General features: G+C 68.9%; 17 protein-coding genes and 1 tRNA gene. 3 read left to right on the forward strand and 15 right to left on the reverse strand.

The window, feature by feature from the left end; genetic code table 11:
- Positions 1-58: 58 nt before the first annotated feature.
- The 5 genes from HMF7854_RS10560 to HMF7854_RS10580 form a co-directional block, all read right to left on the reverse strand.
- The gene (locus HMF7854_RS10560; RefSeq protein WP_126719056.1) at positions 59-1,396 is read right to left on the reverse strand and encodes a hypothetical protein; all 1,338 of its coding nucleotides are present in this window, start codon (positions 1,394-1,396) and stop codon (positions 59-61) included.
- Positions 1,397-1,499: 103 nt separating this feature from the next.
- Positions 1,500-1,586, reverse strand: a tRNA-Leu gene (locus tag HMF7854_RS10565).
- Between the two features lie 15 nt (positions 1,587-1,601).
- Positions 1,602-1,898 (reverse strand): integration host factor subunit beta, encoded by a 297-nt coding sequence (locus HMF7854_RS10570; RefSeq protein ID WP_126719057.1) that lies wholly within the window; start codon positions 1,896-1,898, stop codon positions 1,602-1,604.
- A 145-nt stretch (positions 1,899-2,043) separates the two neighbouring features.
- Positions 2,044-3,750 carry a 30S ribosomal protein S1 gene (rpsA, locus tag HMF7854_RS10575; protein WP_126719058.1) on the reverse strand — a complete coding sequence of 569 codons (1,707 nt, stop codon included), beginning with the start codon at positions 3,748-3,750 and terminating at the stop codon, positions 2,044-2,046.
- 350 nt (positions 3,751-4,100) lie between these two features.
- The gene (locus HMF7854_RS10580; RefSeq protein WP_239016937.1) at positions 4,101-5,324 is read right to left on the reverse strand and encodes an alpha/beta hydrolase; all 1,224 of its coding nucleotides are present in this window, start codon (positions 5,322-5,324) and stop codon (positions 4,101-4,103) included.
- A 110-nt stretch (positions 5,325-5,434) separates the two neighbouring features.
- On the opposite strand from HMF7854_RS10580, the gene HMF7854_RS10585 reads away from it, so the two are divergent.
- Both HMF7854_RS10585 and HMF7854_RS10590 read left to right on the forward strand, forming a co-directional pair.
- Positions 5,435-5,965 carry a DUF4142 domain-containing protein gene (locus HMF7854_RS10585; RefSeq protein ID WP_185829250.1) on the forward strand — a complete coding sequence of 177 codons (531 nt, stop codon included), beginning with the start codon at positions 5,435-5,437 and terminating at the stop codon, positions 5,963-5,965.
- Between the two features lie 53 nt (positions 5,966-6,018).
- Positions 6,019-6,612, forward strand: coding sequence for a DUF308 domain-containing protein (locus HMF7854_RS10590; RefSeq protein WP_126719060.1), 594 nt, complete (start codon positions 6,019-6,021; stop codon positions 6,610-6,612).
- On the opposite strand, the gene HMF7854_RS10595 is transcribed toward HMF7854_RS10590, so the two are convergent.
- Together HMF7854_RS10595 and HMF7854_RS10600 are read right to left on the reverse strand one after the other, a co-directional pair.
- Positions 6,609-7,202 (reverse strand): manganese efflux pump MntP, encoded by a 594-nt coding sequence (locus HMF7854_RS10595; RefSeq protein WP_126719061.1) that lies wholly within the window; start codon positions 7,200-7,202, stop codon positions 6,609-6,611. The two genes, HMF7854_RS10590 and HMF7854_RS10595, sit on opposite strands and share 4 nt — an antisense overlap.
- 231 nt (positions 7,203-7,433) lie before the next feature.
- Entirely contained in the window at positions 7,434-7,976 is a 543-nt protein-coding gene (locus tag HMF7854_RS10600) for a D-Ala-D-Ala carboxypeptidase family metallohydrolase (protein WP_126719062.1), read from the reverse strand.
- 126 nt (positions 7,977-8,102) lie between these two features.
- Between HMF7854_RS10600 and HMF7854_RS10605 the strand changes: the two genes are divergently transcribed.
- Entirely contained in the window at positions 8,103-8,450 is a 348-nt protein-coding gene (locus tag HMF7854_RS10605; RefSeq protein ID WP_126719063.1) for a hypothetical protein, read from the forward strand.
- Here HMF7854_RS10605 and paaG read toward each other — a convergent pair.
- From paaG to HMF7854_RS10645, 8 genes are all read right to left on the reverse strand, one after another.
- A complete protein-coding gene (gene paaG, locus HMF7854_RS10610; RefSeq protein WP_239016938.1) occupies positions 8,437-9,231 on the reverse strand; it encodes a 2-(1,2-epoxy-1,2-dihydrophenyl)acetyl-CoA isomerase PaaG in 795 nt (264 codons plus the stop codon). The genes HMF7854_RS10605 and paaG overlap by 14 nt on opposite strands.
- A gap of 22 nt (positions 9,232-9,253) precedes the next feature.
- A complete protein-coding gene (locus tag HMF7854_RS10615) occupies positions 9,254-10,693 on the reverse strand; it encodes a hypothetical protein (protein WP_126719064.1) in 1,440 nt (479 codons plus the stop codon).
- A 110-nt stretch (positions 10,694-10,803) separates the two neighbouring features.
- Positions 10,804-11,145 carry a c-type cytochrome gene (locus tag HMF7854_RS10620; protein WP_126719065.1) on the reverse strand — a complete coding sequence of 114 codons (342 nt, stop codon included), beginning with the start codon at positions 11,143-11,145 and terminating at the stop codon, positions 10,804-10,806.
- Positions 11,133-11,573, reverse strand: coding sequence for a hypothetical protein (locus tag HMF7854_RS10625; RefSeq protein WP_126719066.1), 441 nt, complete (start codon positions 11,571-11,573; stop codon positions 11,133-11,135). Before HMF7854_RS10625 ends, HMF7854_RS10620 begins: the two co-directional genes overlap by 13 nt.
- Entirely contained in the window at positions 11,570-12,181 is a 612-nt protein-coding gene (locus HMF7854_RS10630) for a cytochrome c oxidase subunit 3 (RefSeq protein WP_126719067.1), read from the reverse strand. The genes HMF7854_RS10625 and HMF7854_RS10630 overlap by 4 nt, the downstream gene beginning before the upstream one ends.
- A complete protein-coding gene (gene ctaD, locus HMF7854_RS10635) occupies positions 12,174-14,126 on the reverse strand; it encodes a cytochrome c oxidase subunit I (RefSeq protein ID WP_126719068.1) in 1,953 nt (650 codons plus the stop codon). Before ctaD ends, HMF7854_RS10630 begins: the two co-directional genes overlap by 8 nt.
- Positions 14,123-15,079 (reverse strand): cytochrome c oxidase subunit II, encoded by a 957-nt coding sequence (gene coxB / locus HMF7854_RS10640; protein ID WP_126719069.1) that lies wholly within the window; start codon positions 15,077-15,079, stop codon positions 14,123-14,125. Before coxB ends, ctaD begins: the two co-directional genes overlap by 4 nt.
- Positions 15,079-15,786, reverse strand: coding sequence for a cytochrome c oxidase assembly protein (locus tag HMF7854_RS10645; RefSeq protein ID WP_221766432.1), 708 nt, complete (start codon positions 15,784-15,786; stop codon positions 15,079-15,081). Before HMF7854_RS10645 ends, coxB begins: the two co-directional genes overlap by 1 nt.
- Between the last annotated feature and the right edge of the window lie 43 nt (positions 15,787-15,829).

Below are 15,829 nucleotides of genomic sequence, written 5' to 3' on the forward strand. Positions count from 1 at the left end.
CACGAGCGACGGCCTAGCTGATGTGTGTTAATTTTCTCCGAAGTGGAGCGAAGACCGCTCAGGCTCGTTGGAGCGCGCCTGCGACGGGGCGGCGGAAGCTGCCGACGAGATCGCGCAGCTGCTCGCGACGAAGCCTCCCGGCTGCCAGGATCATGACCAGCAACGCGCACTGGACGAGCAGCAGCGGGTTGATGATGACCTGGGTCGACAGAAATCGCTCCTCGCCCAGCGGGATGAACATGAAATTCTTGGGCAGCAGCATGGCGACCGAGCCGACCAGCACGCCGAGCTGCTCGCCGCGCCGCGGCAGCCCCGCCGATTCCTCCCGAACGAGGAAGACCAGCGGGAGGAGGAAGATGACGAGGTGATAGTCGGCAAACACGGTCGTCGAGAGCGCATAGGCGCTCGTCACCAGGAACAGGAAGCTCGACGCGCGCACCACTTCCAGCCGGGCGAGCAGCGCGGCGACCAGCGTGATCGCCCCGCCCACCAGCAGCGGCAGCAGCGTGCGGAGCGGGTCGGGCACCCCGAACATCAGCAGCGCGCCCCACAGCGAGGAACCGTAGAACAGCCCGTTGGCGCTACCGATGTAGGCGGCGCGATAGTCTGCCAAACCCTTGGCGAGGCTGGCGGGCGTGTAGACCGGGTAGAAATGGTGGGCGACGACGAAGCTCAGCCCGAGCAGCGCGACCGAGCCCAGCCCGGCGAACAGCAGCTCGCGGAAGCGCATCCGTCCCGCCAGCCACAGCGCGCCCGGGAAGAGCACCGCGTTGGGCCGAAAGTTCAGCGCGACCGCGAAGAGCAGGATCGACCAGCGGTCGGCCTCGCCGCGGACCAGCGTGCGCGCGACTGCGGCGATCAGCAGCGCCCCGCACAGCACCGAGTAGATATGGCCCCGGTCCATCGCGAACAGCGCCGGGTAGCCGAGCAGCGTGACGAAGATCATCCGCGCCCGCTCGGTCGCCGGGACGAAGCGGGTCGTCGCCGTGCACAGCAGCGCGAAGGAGCCCGCCAGCAGCAGGCTGAACACGAGCATCGGGTCGGCCAGCGTCAGCAGCGCGCGCTGGCCGAGCGCGAGCATCGTCTCGAACGGCGGCACGTGCCGGTTGTTGAACGGGCTGTCGGCGAAGACGTCGAGCCAGCGATAATAGCGCGCGAACAGCCAGTCGACGTGCCACCAGGCCGCGGGCGCGTGGACCGCCGGCCCCGGATAGGAGAGCGACAGCTTGAAAAAGTCGGCGAAGCGGTCGGCGGGGTCGAACAGGAACCAGCTGAACGGGAACAGCTTGCCTTGGCGGAGCGCGACGAGGTTCGCGGCGAGGCTGGCCGTCAGGAACAGCAGCACGGCGCCCAGCGCGATGCCCGCTGCCGGCACGAGCCCATTCCGATCACGCAAACCTCTTCTCCCCCCACTGGAGAGAGCAGCATGAAGCAAGATGGTTAATCTTTCCTGCTCGCGCCGAAGGCTTGCGGCAGAACGGGCAAACGGCCCGGGTCGCTGGTGCGGACGGCGGGACTCGAACCCGCACTGCCTATCGGCAAGCGGATTTTAAGTCCGCTGCGTCTACCGGTTCCGCCACGTCCGCAGCAGCTGAGGACGGCTATTCCGCCGTCACTTCCTGAAGGTTGAGCCGCTCGCGCATTTCCTTGCCCGGCTTGAAATAGGGCACGCGCTTGGCGTCGACCTCGACGCTGGCGCCGGTGCGCGGGTTGCGGCCGACGCGCGCATCGCGCTGGCGAGTGGAAAAAGCGCCGAAACCGCGCAGCTCGACGCGACCTCCGGTGGAAAGCTGGTCGGTGATCGCATCGAACAGCGCCGAGACGACATTCTCGATCTCGCGCTGGGTGAGATCGGGGAAGTCCCCGCAGAGTTTCTGCACGAGTTCCGAACGGATCATTGTCGCCTCTGCCCCTCGACTTTTCGGGACCGTCTCCCCCGGTCCCGTCCGCGATACAAGCTGTCAGATCAGGCGCTCATGTGCAAGCGCCGGTTCTGCAAGGGAAAACGGCCCGGCGGGATGACCGCCGGGCCGCCTGTCCAGCTTACTTCTTCTTCTGGGCTTCCTTGAGCGCCGCGCCCAGGATGTCGCCCAGGCTCGCGCCGCTGTCGGAGCTGCCGTACTGCGCAACCGCCTGCTTCTCCTCGGCGATCTGCATCGCCTTGATCGAGAAGGTCGGCTTCTTGGACCGGTCGAAGCCGGTAACCATCGCGTCGAACTTCTGCCCGACCTGGAAGCGCTCCGGACGCTGCTCGTCGCGATCGCGGCCGAGATCGGTGCGCTTGATGAAGCCGGTCGCGCCATCGTCGCCGATCTGCACTTCCAGCCCGCCGTCGCGGACCTCGAGGACGGTGACGGTAACCGTCTCGCCCTTGTTGGCGCCGGTGCCCGCACCCGCCGCGGACACGCCGCCACGCTCGAGCTGCTTCATGCCGAGGCTGATGCGCTCCTTCTCGACGTCGACGTCGAGCACGACCGCCTGGACCTGCTCACCCTTGTGGTGAAGGTTGAGCGCATCCTCGCCCGACACTCCCCAGGCGATGTCAGACATGTGGACCATGCCGTCGACGTCGCCGTCCAACCCGACGAACAGGCCGAACTCGGTGGCGTTCTTGACCTCGCCCTCGACGGTCGAACCGACCGGGTGCTTGTCGGCGAAGTCTTCCCACGGGTTGGTCTGGGCCTGCTTGAGGCCGAGACTGATGCGGCGCTTCTCGCCGTCGACCTCGAGAACCTTGACGTCCACTTCCTGCGAGGTGGAGACGATCTTGCCCGGGTGGACGTTCTTCTTGGTCCAGCTCATCTCCGAGACGTGGACGAGGCCCTCGATGCCCGGCTCAAGCTCGACGAACGCGCCATATTCGGTGATGTTGGTTACCCGGCCGCGGAACACCCCGTCGATCGGGTACTTGGCCTGCGCGCCCTCCCACGGATCGCTCTCGAGCTGCTTCATGCCGAGGCTGATGCGCTGGGTCTCGCGGTTGATGCGGATGATCTGCACCTTCACCGTGTCGCCGATGTTCAGCACCTCGCTCGGGTGCTGGACGCGCTTGTAGCTGATGTCGGTGACGTGCAGCAGGCCGTCGATCCCACCGAGGTCGACGAAGGCGCCGTAGTCGGTGATGTTCTTGACGACGCCGTCGATTACCTGGCCCTCGGCCAGCGACTGGATGAGGCCGCTGCGCTGCTCGGCGCGGGTCTCTTCCAGGATGGCGCGGCGCGATACGACGATGTTGCCGCGGCGGCGATCCATCTTGAGGATCTGGAACGGCTGCGGGATGTCCATCAGCGGGGTGACGTCGCGGACCGGGCGGATATCCACCTGGCTGCCGGGCAGGAAGGCCACGGCGCCGCCGAGGTCGACGGTGAAGCCGCCCTTGACCCGGCCGAAGATCACGCCGTCGACGCGGTTGCCGGCGCTGAACTCGCCCTCGAGCTTGTCCCAGGCAGCTTCGCGGCGGGCGCGGTCGCGGCTGAGCATGGCCTCGCCGCTCGCGTTCTCGACGCGGTCGACATAGACCTCGACTTCGTCGCCGACCTTCAACGTGCTCGGCTGGCCTGGCATCGAGAATTCGCGCAGCGGGACCCGGCCCTCGCTCTTGAGGCCGACGTCGATGATCGCGAGATCATTCTCGATTCCGGTCACGGTGCCCTTGACGACGCGGCCCTCGAAGGCCTCGTTCTCGCCGCCCAGGCTCTGATTGAGAAGCGCCGCGAAATCGTCGCGGCTTGGAAATGCCGTAGTGGCCATGTGGTTGAAAATCTTCCGTAAGTCAGTTTTCATGCCGCCAGCCGGACCACCCTCGGTCGGCTTTCCATCTGGCGGGCCTGGAAACCCTGATCCGCCGCGCCGGCCCCGTGCCGGTCGCAGCATCCTGCCAACGATGGTCTGGTGAAGCGCTGCCTGGCAGCAGGAACGCGTCCGGCCCGGCGCCCGCTGGCGCCCCGGCTGCACACGCCCGCCAGAATGACGAAGCGCCCCGCGAGTCCATCGCCCGCCGAACAGGCGCGCCCTTAGCCGATCACCGCCTCAGGGGCAAGGCGCCAGTGGCCCGCCTCCGCCGGTGGGCGGAAGCGGGCTGTAGGAGTGAAGGCGGAAGCCTAGCCGCGCTCGCCGCGCGAACGGTCCGCCGGCGGCAGCGGCGGCGGAGCCATGCCGTCGGCCGGGGGTGCCATGCCGGGCGCCATTCCCGGAGCCATGCCGGGACTGCCGCTCATCGGCATCGCCTGCCCGTAAAGCGCGGCGCGCAACCGAGCCCCGGCATATTGCTGGGCCTGGCCGGCGGCGGCGATCACTGCGTCGGCACCAAAGAACTCGTGCGTGGTCCCCGGATACTCGCGCCGCTCGACCTGGACACCCTGCTGCTGGAGCCGCGCCGCCAGCTGCTCGCCCTCCGACCGGAGCGGGTCGATCTGCGCAGCGACGATCGTCACCGGGGCAAGGCCCTGGAGATTGGCGCCGACCAGGTTCATCCGCGGGTCCATCACGTCCTGCGGCGAGCGCGGGACATAGCGGAAGAACCAGGCCATGCCGGCACGGCCGAGTGGCATCGCGTTCGAACTGTCCTGGTAGCTCGGCGTGTTGAGGTCGTTGCCCGCAACCGGGTAGACCGAGAGGATCGCGCGCGGCTGCGGCAGCCCGGCGTCGCGCGCCTGCATCGCGGTGGCGACCGCGAGATTGCCGCCGGCGCTCTCGCCGGCCAGCGCCACCCGCGACGGGTCGCCGCCGATCGAGCGCGCGTTGCTCAGAACCCAGCGGTAGGCGGCCAGCGCGTCGTCGTGCTGCGCCGGAAAGGACGCCTCGGGCGCACGGCGGTAATCGACCGAAACGACGATCGCCTGCGCGTTGCGGGCGATCCCGCGCGCACCGCCGGCATAGACCTTAGAGTCGGCGAGCACCCAGCCACCGCCATGGTAATAGACCACCACCGGCAGCGGGCCGCGGGCGTTGGTCGGGGTGATCAGCAGCGCGTTGAGCGGCCCCGCCGCGCCGCGGATCGAGATGTTGCGCTCGGTCGTGCCCGGCGGCGGGGTGGTCGGCCGCCCTTGCGCGCGAAGCACCGCTATAACCCCGTCGGTGAAGCTCGGCTGCTGGCGCGCGGCGATCGGATCCAGCGTGTAGAAGGGCTTGGTCCCCATGGCGCGCAGCGCGTCGAGCACGGCCTGGTTGTCGGGCGACGGCTGGGCCCCGCTCGCCGGGATCCCGGGCTGCCCCTGCGGCATCGGCGCCATCGGCATCTGCGCCTGCGCCACGCCCGCCAGCGCGGCGGCCGCGGTCACGCCCGCGAGCCACATCATGCGGCGTCCGGTCCCTGTTCTCGCCATCGCCATTTTTCCTCTCAAGATTAATGAAAATTCAGTGTCGGCGGAACGAGAGGAGTGGTGCCGGGTTCCCTAGAAACCGCGAAATCGAGCGAATGGCGAGGAGCAAGCCAATGAATTTCAAGCAGCTAATCTTGGCCGCCACGGCCGCCGTCGGGCTTGCCGGGAGCGCGTCCGCGACCTTGCCGACTCCTAACCCCGCCGCGGCGACCCGCGACAACCAGGCGTTCTTGTTCAACGCCGGAGCTGGCGACATATTCGAGATCACCAGCAGCGTCATGGCCATCCAGCACAGCCAGAACCCGCAGGTCCGCGCGTTCGCCTCGATGCTCATCTCCGACCACACCAACCTGACGAACAACACGCTGGCGACCGCCAAGGCCGCCGGCGTCATGGCGCCGCCGCCCGAACTGAGCCCGATGCAGAAGTCGATGCTGGCGCAACTCGCCGCCGCCTCCCCCGCCAGCTTCGACCGGGTCTACCTCCAGCAGCAGCTGCCGGCCCACCAGATGGCTTTGCAGATGATGCAAGGCTATGCGGCGCAGGGCGATGTCCCACAGCTCCGCCAGGCGGCGGGTGGCGCGGTGCCGATCGTGCAGAACCACATCCGCGAGGTGCAGCAGCTCCTCGGGTCCGTTCGCTAGGCGACGGACCCGACGCCGCTCTGCCGCGTTCGAGCGATCGAACCGGAGATGAAATGAGCGACGTCCGACTTCCCAGTGCCCGAGGTGCCCGGCTAATCTCGCTGGCCGGCTGGACGGTGATCGTCCTGTCGGCCGGCGCCGCGCTGCTCCCCGCCACCGGTCAGGTGAAGGCCGCGCTAATCGTCGGCGCGATGATGATGGGCGCCGGCATCGTCGAACTCGTCGCTGGCGCGGTCCGGCGCGAGACCCGGCCGATGGCGATGCTGGCCGGAGCGCTGACCCTCGCCGCCGGCCTGTGGTTCTGGTTCAAGCCGGGCCGCGAGTTCCTCCCGACCGTCTATGTCGTGACCGTCTGGCTGCTGGCGCGCGGCGTCATCCTCGCGATCGCCGGCTTTCGCACCGGGCCGGGCGTCCGGCGCTGGACCTGGATCAGCGCCGCGACCGACGTCGCCCTGTCGCTCCTGCTCATCGCCGGGCTCACCTCGGCGACCCTGGTCGTCAGCCTGTTCGGTCCCACCCCGGAAATCGTCGCCAGCTTCGCCTGGGTGCTCGCCGCCAGCTTCGTCACTACCGGGCTGATGCTGCTGGAAGTGGCGAGCTGCGCTTGGGACGACATCGAGACCCGCGAGGCCTCCGAGCGGCGCTAGCCGGCGATGCCGCTGAGATGGCTGACGAGGATCGAGGTGCCGATCCCGATCAGCCCCAGACCGCCGAGCAGTTCGACCAGCGGCCCGAACCGCGCGCCCATCGTCCGCCCGATCAGCAGGCCCGCGCTCGCCATGGTGAAGCTCGCCAGCCCGATCGCCACCGCGACCGGCACGATGTTGACGTCGATGACCGCCAGCGTGACCCCTACCGCCGCCGCGTCGATGCTGGTCGCCACCGCGACGAGCAGCAGCCCGCCGAGCCCACGCTGCCGGGCCGGTGCCTCGTCAGTCGACCCCGCCTCGGCGTCGCCGTTGCGGAGCCGGGCGACCGCCTCCAGCGCCATCTTGCCGCCGACCACCGCCAGCAGCAGGAAGGCGATCCAATGGTCGACCGCCGCGATGTAACGGCTGGCGGCGAGGCCGACCGCCCAGCCGAGAATCGGGGTCACAGCCTCGACCGCGCCGAACACCGCGCCGCCACGCAGCGCGCTGGTCAGTGAAGGACGGGTCGCGGCACCGCGCGCCATCGCCGCCGCGCAGGCGTCGGCCGACATGCTGAAGGCCAGGACGGCCAGGGAAACGGGGGTCATTGGGGGCAAGCTCCGCCAGGCACGTCTCAGCACAGGCCCACGAGCCGCCTGGTGGCCCACGGATCCGGTGCTGGTCTCGCTAAGCGGACGTAAGGTCCGGTAGAGGGCGCCACGCGCCCGCAAGCGCAATCATGTTGACGCCGTCCCGGGACGATCCCGGCAGCTACTCCCCAACGCGGCGCGATCTAGTGACGTACGCCGCCGCGATCAATTTGTTTTGCGACCGACCGCTCAGCGCAGCGCGACGGCGGCGACCGTGACGATCCCCCAACGGGTGAGTTCGGGCGAGGTCGGCTGCAGCAACGGGCTCGGGTTGCTGCCGCCCACCGCGAAGGCGAAATGGCTGTGGTCGCCCTCGTCCAGCGATTCGATCAGCCGGTAGCCCGCAGTGCGGAAGGCGGCGGCGATCATCGCGTGGGTAACCCCGGCCCGCCGGGCGATGTCGATCGCTCGACCATGCATGTGCCAGCTGTTGGGGACGCCGCCGACCGCGCGGTTGTGCTCGGGCGAGCGGAAGGTGCTGGTGACCCGGCCCCAGCGAGCGCCGACCGAGGCCGCGGCCTGGAGCTTGAAACCGGACGCTGAAGCCGGCGAAGCGCCATCCCGGGCCGGATCGCGCGGCGACGCTGGCTCGGCCAGAAGCGGCGTCGAGCGGATGCCGTCCACCGACACCGCGGGTGGTAGTCGCCCGGGCACCCGAATCCCGAAATCGGTCGCCTGCGCGCTCGTCGCCGCGCCGACCGCCGCCAGCAGGACCAGTCCGCCAATCCCCATTCACCCGCTCCCCACAGGCGAGTCCCTTAGCAGATTGGGTCGCGATTAAACAGCTTGTTAACGGCCTAGGCCGGCTGTTGGCGCTCACCGCGCCTTACGCTAGCATCCGCGCGGGAGGGACAAAAGATGATCCTGCTCGCCGCCATGCTGCTGCAGCCGCCCGCGATCGGCGCGGAGCAGCGTGCCCGCTCGCCCTATCTCGCCTGCGCGGCGGATGTCGCCGACCATGGCCTGAAGTCGCGCCGCAGCGCTGCGGAACTGGCCGGGCAGGCCGAGCTCAAGTGCGAGCCGCTGCTCGAAGCCAATGTCGAGACGTCGCTCGCCGTGCTCGAGCAACAGCGCGCCGATGGTGCGGAGATGAGCAGCCTGGACCGGCTCGCCGCTCGCGACCAACTGCGCACCCGGCTGCACGCGGATCTCAAGGCGGTGGTGGTGAACCGCGTGACCGTGCAGCGCGCCGCTAGCGGCCGGTGAACAGCGGCGGCCGCTTCTCAAGGAAGGCGGCCACGCCCTCCCGATAGTCCTCGGTGAACCCGAGCCGCCGCATCTCGTCGCGCTGCAGGTCCAGCTCCTCGTCGAGCCCGCGCTGCCAGCTGGTGCGAACGATCCGCTTGATCGCCGCGAGCCCGAGCGGCGGCAGTGCGGCGAGCCGCTCGGCGAGCGCGTCGACCTCGCCGTCGAGCGCGGCGTCGTCGACCGCCTTCCAGATCAGCCCCCACTCGGCCGCCCGTTCCGCCGACAGCGGCTCGCCGGCCAGCGCAAGGCCGAGCGCGCGGGCTTGGCCGACCAGCCGCGGCAGGTGCCAGCTGCCCCCGCTGTCGGGAATCAGCCCGAGCGCCGAAAAGCTCTGGATGAAGCGGGCGGAGATCGCGGCGACGACGATGTCGCAGGCGAGCGCGATGTTGGCCCCTGCCCCCGCCGCGACTCCGTTGACTCGCGCGATCACCGGCTGCGGCAGACCGGCGAGAGTCCGGATCAGCGGGTTCCAGCTCTCCGCCACCGTCTCGCCGAGGTCGACCGCCTGGCCCGGTGTCACCGCCCGGTCATTGAGGTCCTGCCCCGCGCAGAAGCCCCGCCCCGCCCCGGTCAGCACCACCACCCGCGCATCGCCGAGGCCGGCCAGCGCGTCTCGAAGCTCGGCATGCATAGCGCGGGTGAAGCTGTTCAGCCGCTCGGGCCGGTTAAGCGTGATCCGCGCCACATGGCCGCGACGCTCGACGAGAATAGTTTCGGGGTTGGACATGGCGCTGGTCATGGCACAGGCGCGCGGTGCTTCGCTACCAGTCGTTGTCGCCGATCTGCCCGCGCTCGATCATCTTCCCGTTGACAATCAGCGTGCCGAGCACGAGCGAGCCGTAGATGTCGGGATTGGGCGCATCCATCCGCGTGGTGCCGAGGAACCGCCCCTTGCTGTGGTTGGTCTGCGCCAGGGCCTGCCGCATCGTGCAGTCCTCGTAGGTCGCGTTCCAGCTCCACGGCAGGATGCCGTTGTGCGTCAGTGCGAAGCGGCAGCGCCGGAACAGGAGATTGTGGCTCCCGCCCCCGCCGGTATCGACGATCGTGCCGCCCTTCGGGTCGGCGAGATAGACCGGCTGGCCGCCGGCGAGCTTGGGATCGTCGGTGAACAGGCAGTCGGCGAACTGCACCGCCTTGGCGGGGTCCGTCCGGTCCGAATGGCATTGCACGACCGCGCCGGCGAAGGTGCAGCGGTTGAAGCGGAAGCCCGGCTTGCGCGGCCACGCGCTCCACGTGCTGGTCCCCACGAACAGGCATTCGTCGAAGCGCGCGTCGGCGCTGTCGCCGCTGTCGGCGACCATCCCGATCCCGACATTGTCGACGAAGCGGCAGCGGACGAAATGGAGGTCGCGGACCGGTTCGCCTTCGGCCTCGATGTCGACCCCCGCGCCGGGCGGGCTGGAGACCGGACCCCGCGCGCTGCGGGCGAACTCGCAATCGACAAGGTCGTAGCCGTGGCCGCCGATGATGCTCAGGCCCTGCCGTCCATTCTCGAAGCAGCGCACCCGCTCGAGCCGAGTGCGGCCCTGCCGCGCCGCCGGAGCGTTGACCATGATCCCGTCCTGCCCATGATGGCGGCTGGTAATGCCGATCAGCTGTTCGCCGGCGAGATTGCCGCTGAGAAAGACGCCGCTGCCGGGGATCTGCCAGCCGATATCGCCGTGCTGCCCGCCGATCCGCAGCGCCGGCAGGTTGCCATCGAGGACCAGGTCGCTGACGAGGACCGGGGCATGGCAGCCGCGGATGTCGATCATGCCCTGGTAGGGCCAGGCGACCCCCTTGATCTCGGTATTGGGCATCGGCAGGTCGAGCCGCTGCCCCGCGGCATCGAATCGCCCGAACTTCAGGCCCGGCTCGGCCAGCAGCCGCGCACCATTGCCGACGACCGCCAGCGGTCGGCGCAGCCCTTCGAGCGCGATGATGCTCTCACCGGTCAGGCTCCCGTCGGCGCGAGGCGTCTGGCTGCCCACCACGTAGGTGCGGCCGCGCGCGAGCAGGATCGTGCCCCCGCCCGCGTCGGCCACCGCGCGGCTGAGCTGGTGGAACGCGGCCGTGTCGTTGTGGCGCCCGTCCCCCCGGGCGCCGAACGCCTCGGGCCGGTGCACCAGGCCACTCGCCGGCGCGGCAGGAGCTCGGGCGGCGGCAAGGCCGATCGCTGCGACCGCTACCGAGCCCTCGATCAATTCGCGCCTGTTCACCATGCCTGTACGCCCCCATGATCAGGTCGCCGGAGGAGATGCCCGGTGCGATGAACCCCGTCTGACCCCCAAAGTCCAGCAGGGTATACGATCATGAAAGCCTCGCCTTCCGGTCAGCGGTCCAGCGTATAGAGATAGTCGGCGACCTGGTTCGCCTGCTCGGGCGTCAGGTGTGTCTCGGGCATGGCATTGTTCGGCAGCATCGCCTGCGGGTGAGCGACCCAGCGGACCAGATTGGCGCGGGTGTTGGGGAAGTAGCCGGCGATTACCTGACGCGTGCCGATGCCTTCGAGCGACGGCCCGACATTGCCGTTGGCACCGGTTACCCCGGGCACGACGTGGCAGCTGCCGCACTGATTGGCGATCAGCGCGCGGGTCTCGGTAAAGCGGTCGCGGCGGATGCTGCAGCCGCCCAGCGCCAGTCCGGCGAGGAGGAGCAAGGCTACATGGCGCATGGCGGCACCATCAGCATTGCGGCAAGGCTCGTCAGGATCAGGATCGCGAAGCCGAAGCCCATCAGCATTCCCCAGAAGCTCAGAAAGCGGGTGCGGCCATTGCCGGCCTCGACCAGCCCGGCGGACGAGCCGGCGGACTCGTCGCGGGTCCGGCGGTAGACGCGCACCGCCACCGCCCCGGCCGCCAGCGCCACCAATAGCGGAAGGACGAGGGCGACCGCCCCGGCGACGTGGGTGGCGGCGACATGGTCCGGCAAAGCGGCGTTGCGCGTCGAGCCCGTGAAGCAGGGCCGCGAGTAGATGGCGTAGTCGGCAAGCAGCTGCGCAAGCCACGCCGCTGGTCCGCCCCACAGCGCGAAGGACAGGGTCGGCCCGCTCACCCGCCGGCGTGCCGGCGCGGGATGGTGCGACAGCCCCTGCTCGCTCACCGCCCGAACCCCAGGTAGGGCGTGAGGTAATAAGTCGTGAAGACGAACAGCCACACGCCGTCTACGAAGTGCCAGTAGAGCGCCCCGTTGGTGAACACGATGCGCCGCACCGGGCTGAAATAGCCGAGCCAGGTCCACAGGAAGAGCAGGGCGAGGACGATCAGCCCGACCACCACATGCGCCATGTGGAAACCGGTCGTGACATAGTAGAGCGAGGCCGCGCTGGAAGCGCCGATGCCGTAGCTCTTGGCCTTCCACTCGAACCATTGCACGACCGCAAAGACCGTCCCCATCAGCAGCGTCAGCCCGCTTCCGAGCAGCGCGGTGCGCCGGTCACCGAGGCGCGTGGCCTTCTCCGCCCGCCAGATGACGAGGCTGGAGAGCAGCAGCAGGATGGTGTTGGGCAGCGCGAGCCGGAGGTCGGGACGCGCCTCCGCCACCCAGTTCGGCCCGCCGGACCCACCGTTGTAATAGTAGCTGAAGAGGAGATAGCCGAATAGCGCGCCCTCGGTGGCGATCAGCGCGAGCATCCCGCTGCGGCCGACGCCCTCGCTTCCGGTCGGACCGACCGGCAGCGCCGCGGGCCGGGTCTCGGCGAGCTCAGCCATGCGCCGCCTCCCGCTCAAGCAGCCCAAGCCGCGGCCAGAACCAGCCGACGAGGCTGAGCGCGCCGGCGATGCCGCCAATCAGCGTCAGCGGTACGTTCTTCAGCAGCAGCCCGAAGAAGAGCAGCAGCAGGGATACGGACAGCAGGAAGGGGATGATCGTGTCCTCCGGCATTTCGAGGATGCGCAGCGGCTCGGCATCGAGCGACGAGGTGGCGAGGGCCAGCTTGCCCTGGTCGAGCAGCATGCCCTCGCCCAGGTTGGACCGCTCGTCGCGCTCCTGCAGCCGGTCCTCCCACAGCGGGTGGCGCGAGACGATCGTCGGGACCACCGCGAAATTGTAGGGCGGCGGCGGCGAGGAAGTTGCCCATTCGAGCGAGGGCCCGTCCCACGGATTATCCCCGCACCGCGCCCCCGAGCGGAGGCTCGCAACGATATTCACGAAGAACAGCAGCACGCCGACCGCGAAGACGAAGGAGCCGATGCTGATGATGAGGTTGGTCGGCCCGAGACCGAGCTCGGCCGGATAGGTGTAGACCCGCCGCGGCATTCCCCACAGCCCGACCAGGTGCATCGGGAGGAAGCCCAGGTTGAAGCCCAGGAACATGGTCCAAAAGCTCCACTTGCCGAGCCGCTCGTCGAGCAGCCGTCCAGTCATCTTGGGGAACCACAAATAGGTCGCGCCGACGACCGGGAAGACGTTGATCCCGATCAGCACATAATGGAGGTGGGCGACGACGAAGTAGGTATCGGTCAGCTGCCAGTCGACCGGCACGCTCCCGGTCATGACCCCCGACACGCCGCCGATCACGAACAGGACGATCATCGAGGCGAAGAAGAGGAAGGCGGTGGTGACCACCGGCCGGCCGAGCCAGATGGTGGCGATCCACGCGAACACCGCGATCGCGCTCGGCACCGCGATCAGGATCGAGGCGGCCGAGAAGAAGCTGAGGCTGAGCCCCGGGAGCCCGGTCGCGAACATGTGGTGGACCCACACGCCGAAGCCGAGCAGCATCGTCGCCACCGTGCCGAGCGCGACCGCGGTGTAGCCGACCAGCGGCCGCCGGCAAAAAATCGGCAGCCCGTCCGACACCATTCCCATTGCCGGCAGCACGATCGCGTAGACCCAGGGATGGCCGAACATCCAGAACAGGTGTTGCCACAGCAGCGGCTGGCCGCCCGCCTGTGGCTGGAAGAACTGGGTCCCGAACTGCCGGTCGAGCCACAGCATGAAGAAGGCGAGGCTCACCGCAGGAACGACGATCAGGTTGGCGACACTCGCGGTCATCGTGCCCCAGACCAGGATCGGCAGGTTGTTGATCGACATGCCCGGCGCGCGCATCCGCAGCAGCGTGACGATGAAGTTGGCCGCGCCGACCGTCGTCGACAGGCCGAGCAGCACCATGCCGAGCGCGTAATAATCCTGGTTGAGCCCCGGGTTGTACTGCAACTCGCCGTAGGGGACGTAGTTGAACCAGCCGTCGTTCGGCCCCGCCCCGACGAGGAAGCCGGTGTAGAGGAAGACCGCGGCGGCCAGGTAGATCCAGTAGCTCAGCGCGTTCAGCCTGGGGAAGGCCATGTCCCGGCCGCCCAGCATCAGCGGCCAGAGATAGTTGGAGAAGCCCGACAGGATCGGCGACGCGTAGAGGAAGATCATCGTCATCCCGTGCGTCGAGAAGAGGATGTTGTACTGCTCGGGTGTTAGCAGGCTGAGATCCGGCCCCGCCAGCTGGAGCCGCAGCGCCAGCGCCTCCACCCCGCCGATCACCAGCAGGACGAAGCTGGTGACGATGTAGCGCAGGCCGATCTCCTTGTGGTCGACGCTGCTCAGCCAGCCGAGCAACCCCCGCCGGCTTTCCCAGATCGCCTGCAGCCGAGCGCGCAGCTCCGGCGTGTCGCGGCCGACCTCGGGCACCGCCCGCGGCTTGCCCGGCGCGACGGCGGTCACCGCAACGTCTCCAGATAGGCGGTGAGATCGGTGAGGTCGGGTCCCGACAGCGTCTGCGCCGGCATTCGGGCGCCGGGCTTGGGTCCTTGCGGATTCTCGATCCAGCCTGACAGAGCGGCCAGCGTGTTGGGCAGCGTACCCGCGCCGATAGCGCTGCGGCTCTTGAGGTGGGTGAGGTCGGGCCCGATTGGCGACGCGGCCCGGGTGCCCCGGATCGCATGGCACAGGCTGCACCGGCTCTCGGCAATCTCCAGCCCGTGCTGCTGCTCGACCCCGACCGGTGCCGGTGCGGGCCGCAGCTGGTTGGCGCGCCACGCCGCATAGTCGGCGGGCAGGTCGGCGGCGACCACGAACGCCATGTGCGCGTGCTGCGACCCGCAGAACTCGGCGCATTGGCCGCGATAGCGCCCGACCTTGTTGGCCTGGATCCACATCGTGTTGGTCTGGCCGGGAATGACGTCCATCTTGCCGGCGACCTTCGGCACCCAGAAGCTGTGGATCACGTCCGCCGACTTCAGCCGGACGAGCACCGGGACGTTGATTGGGATATGGATCTCGTTGGCGGTATGGAAGCGCTCGCTGGCTGGGCCGGCCTCATATTCCGCGTCCCACCACCACTGCTTTGCGGTGATGTTGATCGCGAGCGGAGCCGTGCGCGGGATGGGCCCGATCTTGGCCAGCACCCCCACCGTCCAAAACAAGGTGATCAGCAGGGGCACCATCGAGACCGCGACGCCGATCCAGATCCAGCGCACGCCCCCTTCCCGGCGCTCCACCGGTACCGAGCGAAGATCGGCGCTGCTCGCCCCTATTGCCCGGCGGGTCGCTCCGCGCCAGACCAGCGCGCTGATGATCAGGCAGACCAGCACCGAGACGACAAGCGTGAACCACAGCAGCGGGGTCACGTAGGCGGTCTGTTCGCCGACCCCGCTGGTATAGTCCTGCGGGTGCATCAGCGCGCTGCCGCCGGCCGCTCGAGATGGCGGTGGACGAGCAGCAACGAGCGCAGCGCAACGGCGAGGAAGGCGATCCCGCCCGGTACCCACATGATCGCGCCGCCGAGTTGCTGGTCGGCGAGCGGGTCAAGACCCCATGCCTCCGTTGTGGTGCGGTACCAGTCAAACCAGGGATGGTTGGCGAGCGTCAGTACCGCACCGAGAAACCCCATTGCGATGCAGGCGAACAGTCCGGCGCCGAGCACCGAGGCGGCGCGCTCCGGCGTAGGATCGAGCAGGTCGCGCCAGAGCCAGATCGCGCTCCCGAACAGGGTCAGGTGCATTGCCCAGTAAACGGCATCGGAGCGGAAGGTCGCTTTGTAGGGCGCCGGCATGTGCCAGACCCACAGCGCTGCGGTGAAGGCCAGCGCGCTCCACCAGGCCGAATGGCGCCACCGGCTCGCCGGGAGGCCGAGCGCGATCAGCGGCGCCGCGACCAGCATCAGCAGCATGTGCTGCGCGATCCGTGCCGAGAAGAGCGCGACCGACAGCGCGCACAGCGGAGAGACGAAGGCGAGCGTCGCGACGATCCACCCGCCGGCCACCGCTCCTCGTACCGGTCGGCTGCTGGTCCGCAGCTGGAGGATGGCGACGGCGAGAAGAACGAGCAGTAGCCACGGGGACAGGTTCCACCGGCTTAGAAGTTCGCCCGGAACCGGCGGCATGCCGCAATATGGATGCATTGGACCCCGTTTACCCGTCGTTCAA

It is taken from the genome of Sphingomonas ginkgonis (genome assembly GCF_003970925.1).
Taxonomy (GTDB): domain Bacteria; phylum Pseudomonadota; class Alphaproteobacteria; order Sphingomonadales; family Sphingomonadaceae; genus Sphingomicrobium; species Sphingomicrobium ginkgonis.

What these genes read in the sequence shown, in the direction of transcription:
- HMF7854_RS10570 (WP_126719057.1), bottom strand. Translation starts at nt 1,898, where the DNA reads ATGATCCGTTCGGAACTCGTGCAGAAACTCTGCGGGGACTTCCCCGAT.
- rpsA (WP_126719058.1), bottom strand. Translation starts at nt 3,750, where the DNA reads ATGGCCACTACGGCATTTCCAAGCCGCGACGATTTCGCGGCGCTTCTC.
- HMF7854_RS10580 (WP_239016937.1), bottom strand. Translation starts at nt 5,324, where the DNA reads ATGGCGAGAACAGGGACCGGACGCCGCATGATGTGGCTCGCGGGCGTG.
- HMF7854_RS10585 (WP_185829250.1), top strand. Translation starts at nt 5,435, where the DNA reads ATGAATTTCAAGCAGCTAATCTTGGCCGCCACGGCCGCCGTCGGGCTT.
- HMF7854_RS10590 (WP_126719060.1), top strand. Translation starts at nt 6,019, where the DNA reads ATGAGCGACGTCCGACTTCCCAGTGCCCGAGGTGCCCGGCTAATCTCG.
- HMF7854_RS10595 (WP_126719061.1), bottom strand. Translation starts at nt 7,202, where the DNA reads ATGACCCCCGTTTCCCTGGCCGTCCTGGCCTTCAGCATGTCGGCCGAC.
- HMF7854_RS10600 (WP_126719062.1), bottom strand. Translation starts at nt 7,976, where the DNA reads ATGGGGATTGGCGGACTGGTCCTGCTGGCGGCGGTCGGCGCGGCGACG.
- HMF7854_RS10605 (WP_126719063.1), top strand. Translation starts at nt 8,103, where the DNA reads ATGATCCTGCTCGCCGCCATGCTGCTGCAGCCGCCCGCGATCGGCGCG.
- paaG (WP_239016938.1), bottom strand. Translation starts at nt 9,231, where the DNA reads ATGACCAGCGCCATGTCCAACCCCGAAACTATTCTCGTCGAGCGTCGC.
- HMF7854_RS10615 (WP_126719064.1), bottom strand. Translation starts at nt 10,693, where the DNA reads ATGGTGAACAGGCGCGAATTGATCGAGGGCTCGGTAGCGGTCGCAGCG.
- HMF7854_RS10620 (WP_126719065.1), bottom strand. Translation starts at nt 11,145, where the DNA reads ATGCGCCATGTAGCCTTGCTCCTCCTCGCCGGACTGGCGCTGGGCGGC.
- HMF7854_RS10630 (WP_126719067.1), bottom strand. Translation starts at nt 12,181, where the DNA reads ATGGCTGAGCTCGCCGAGACCCGGCCCGCGGCGCTGCCGGTCGGTCCG.
- coxB (WP_126719069.1), bottom strand. Translation starts at nt 15,079, where the DNA reads ATGCACCCGCAGGACTATACCAGCGGGGTCGGCGAACAGACCGCCTAC.
- HMF7854_RS10645 (WP_221766432.1), bottom strand. Translation starts at nt 15,786, where the DNA reads ATGCCGCCGGTTCCGGGCGAACTTCTAAGCCGGTGGAACCTGTCCCCG.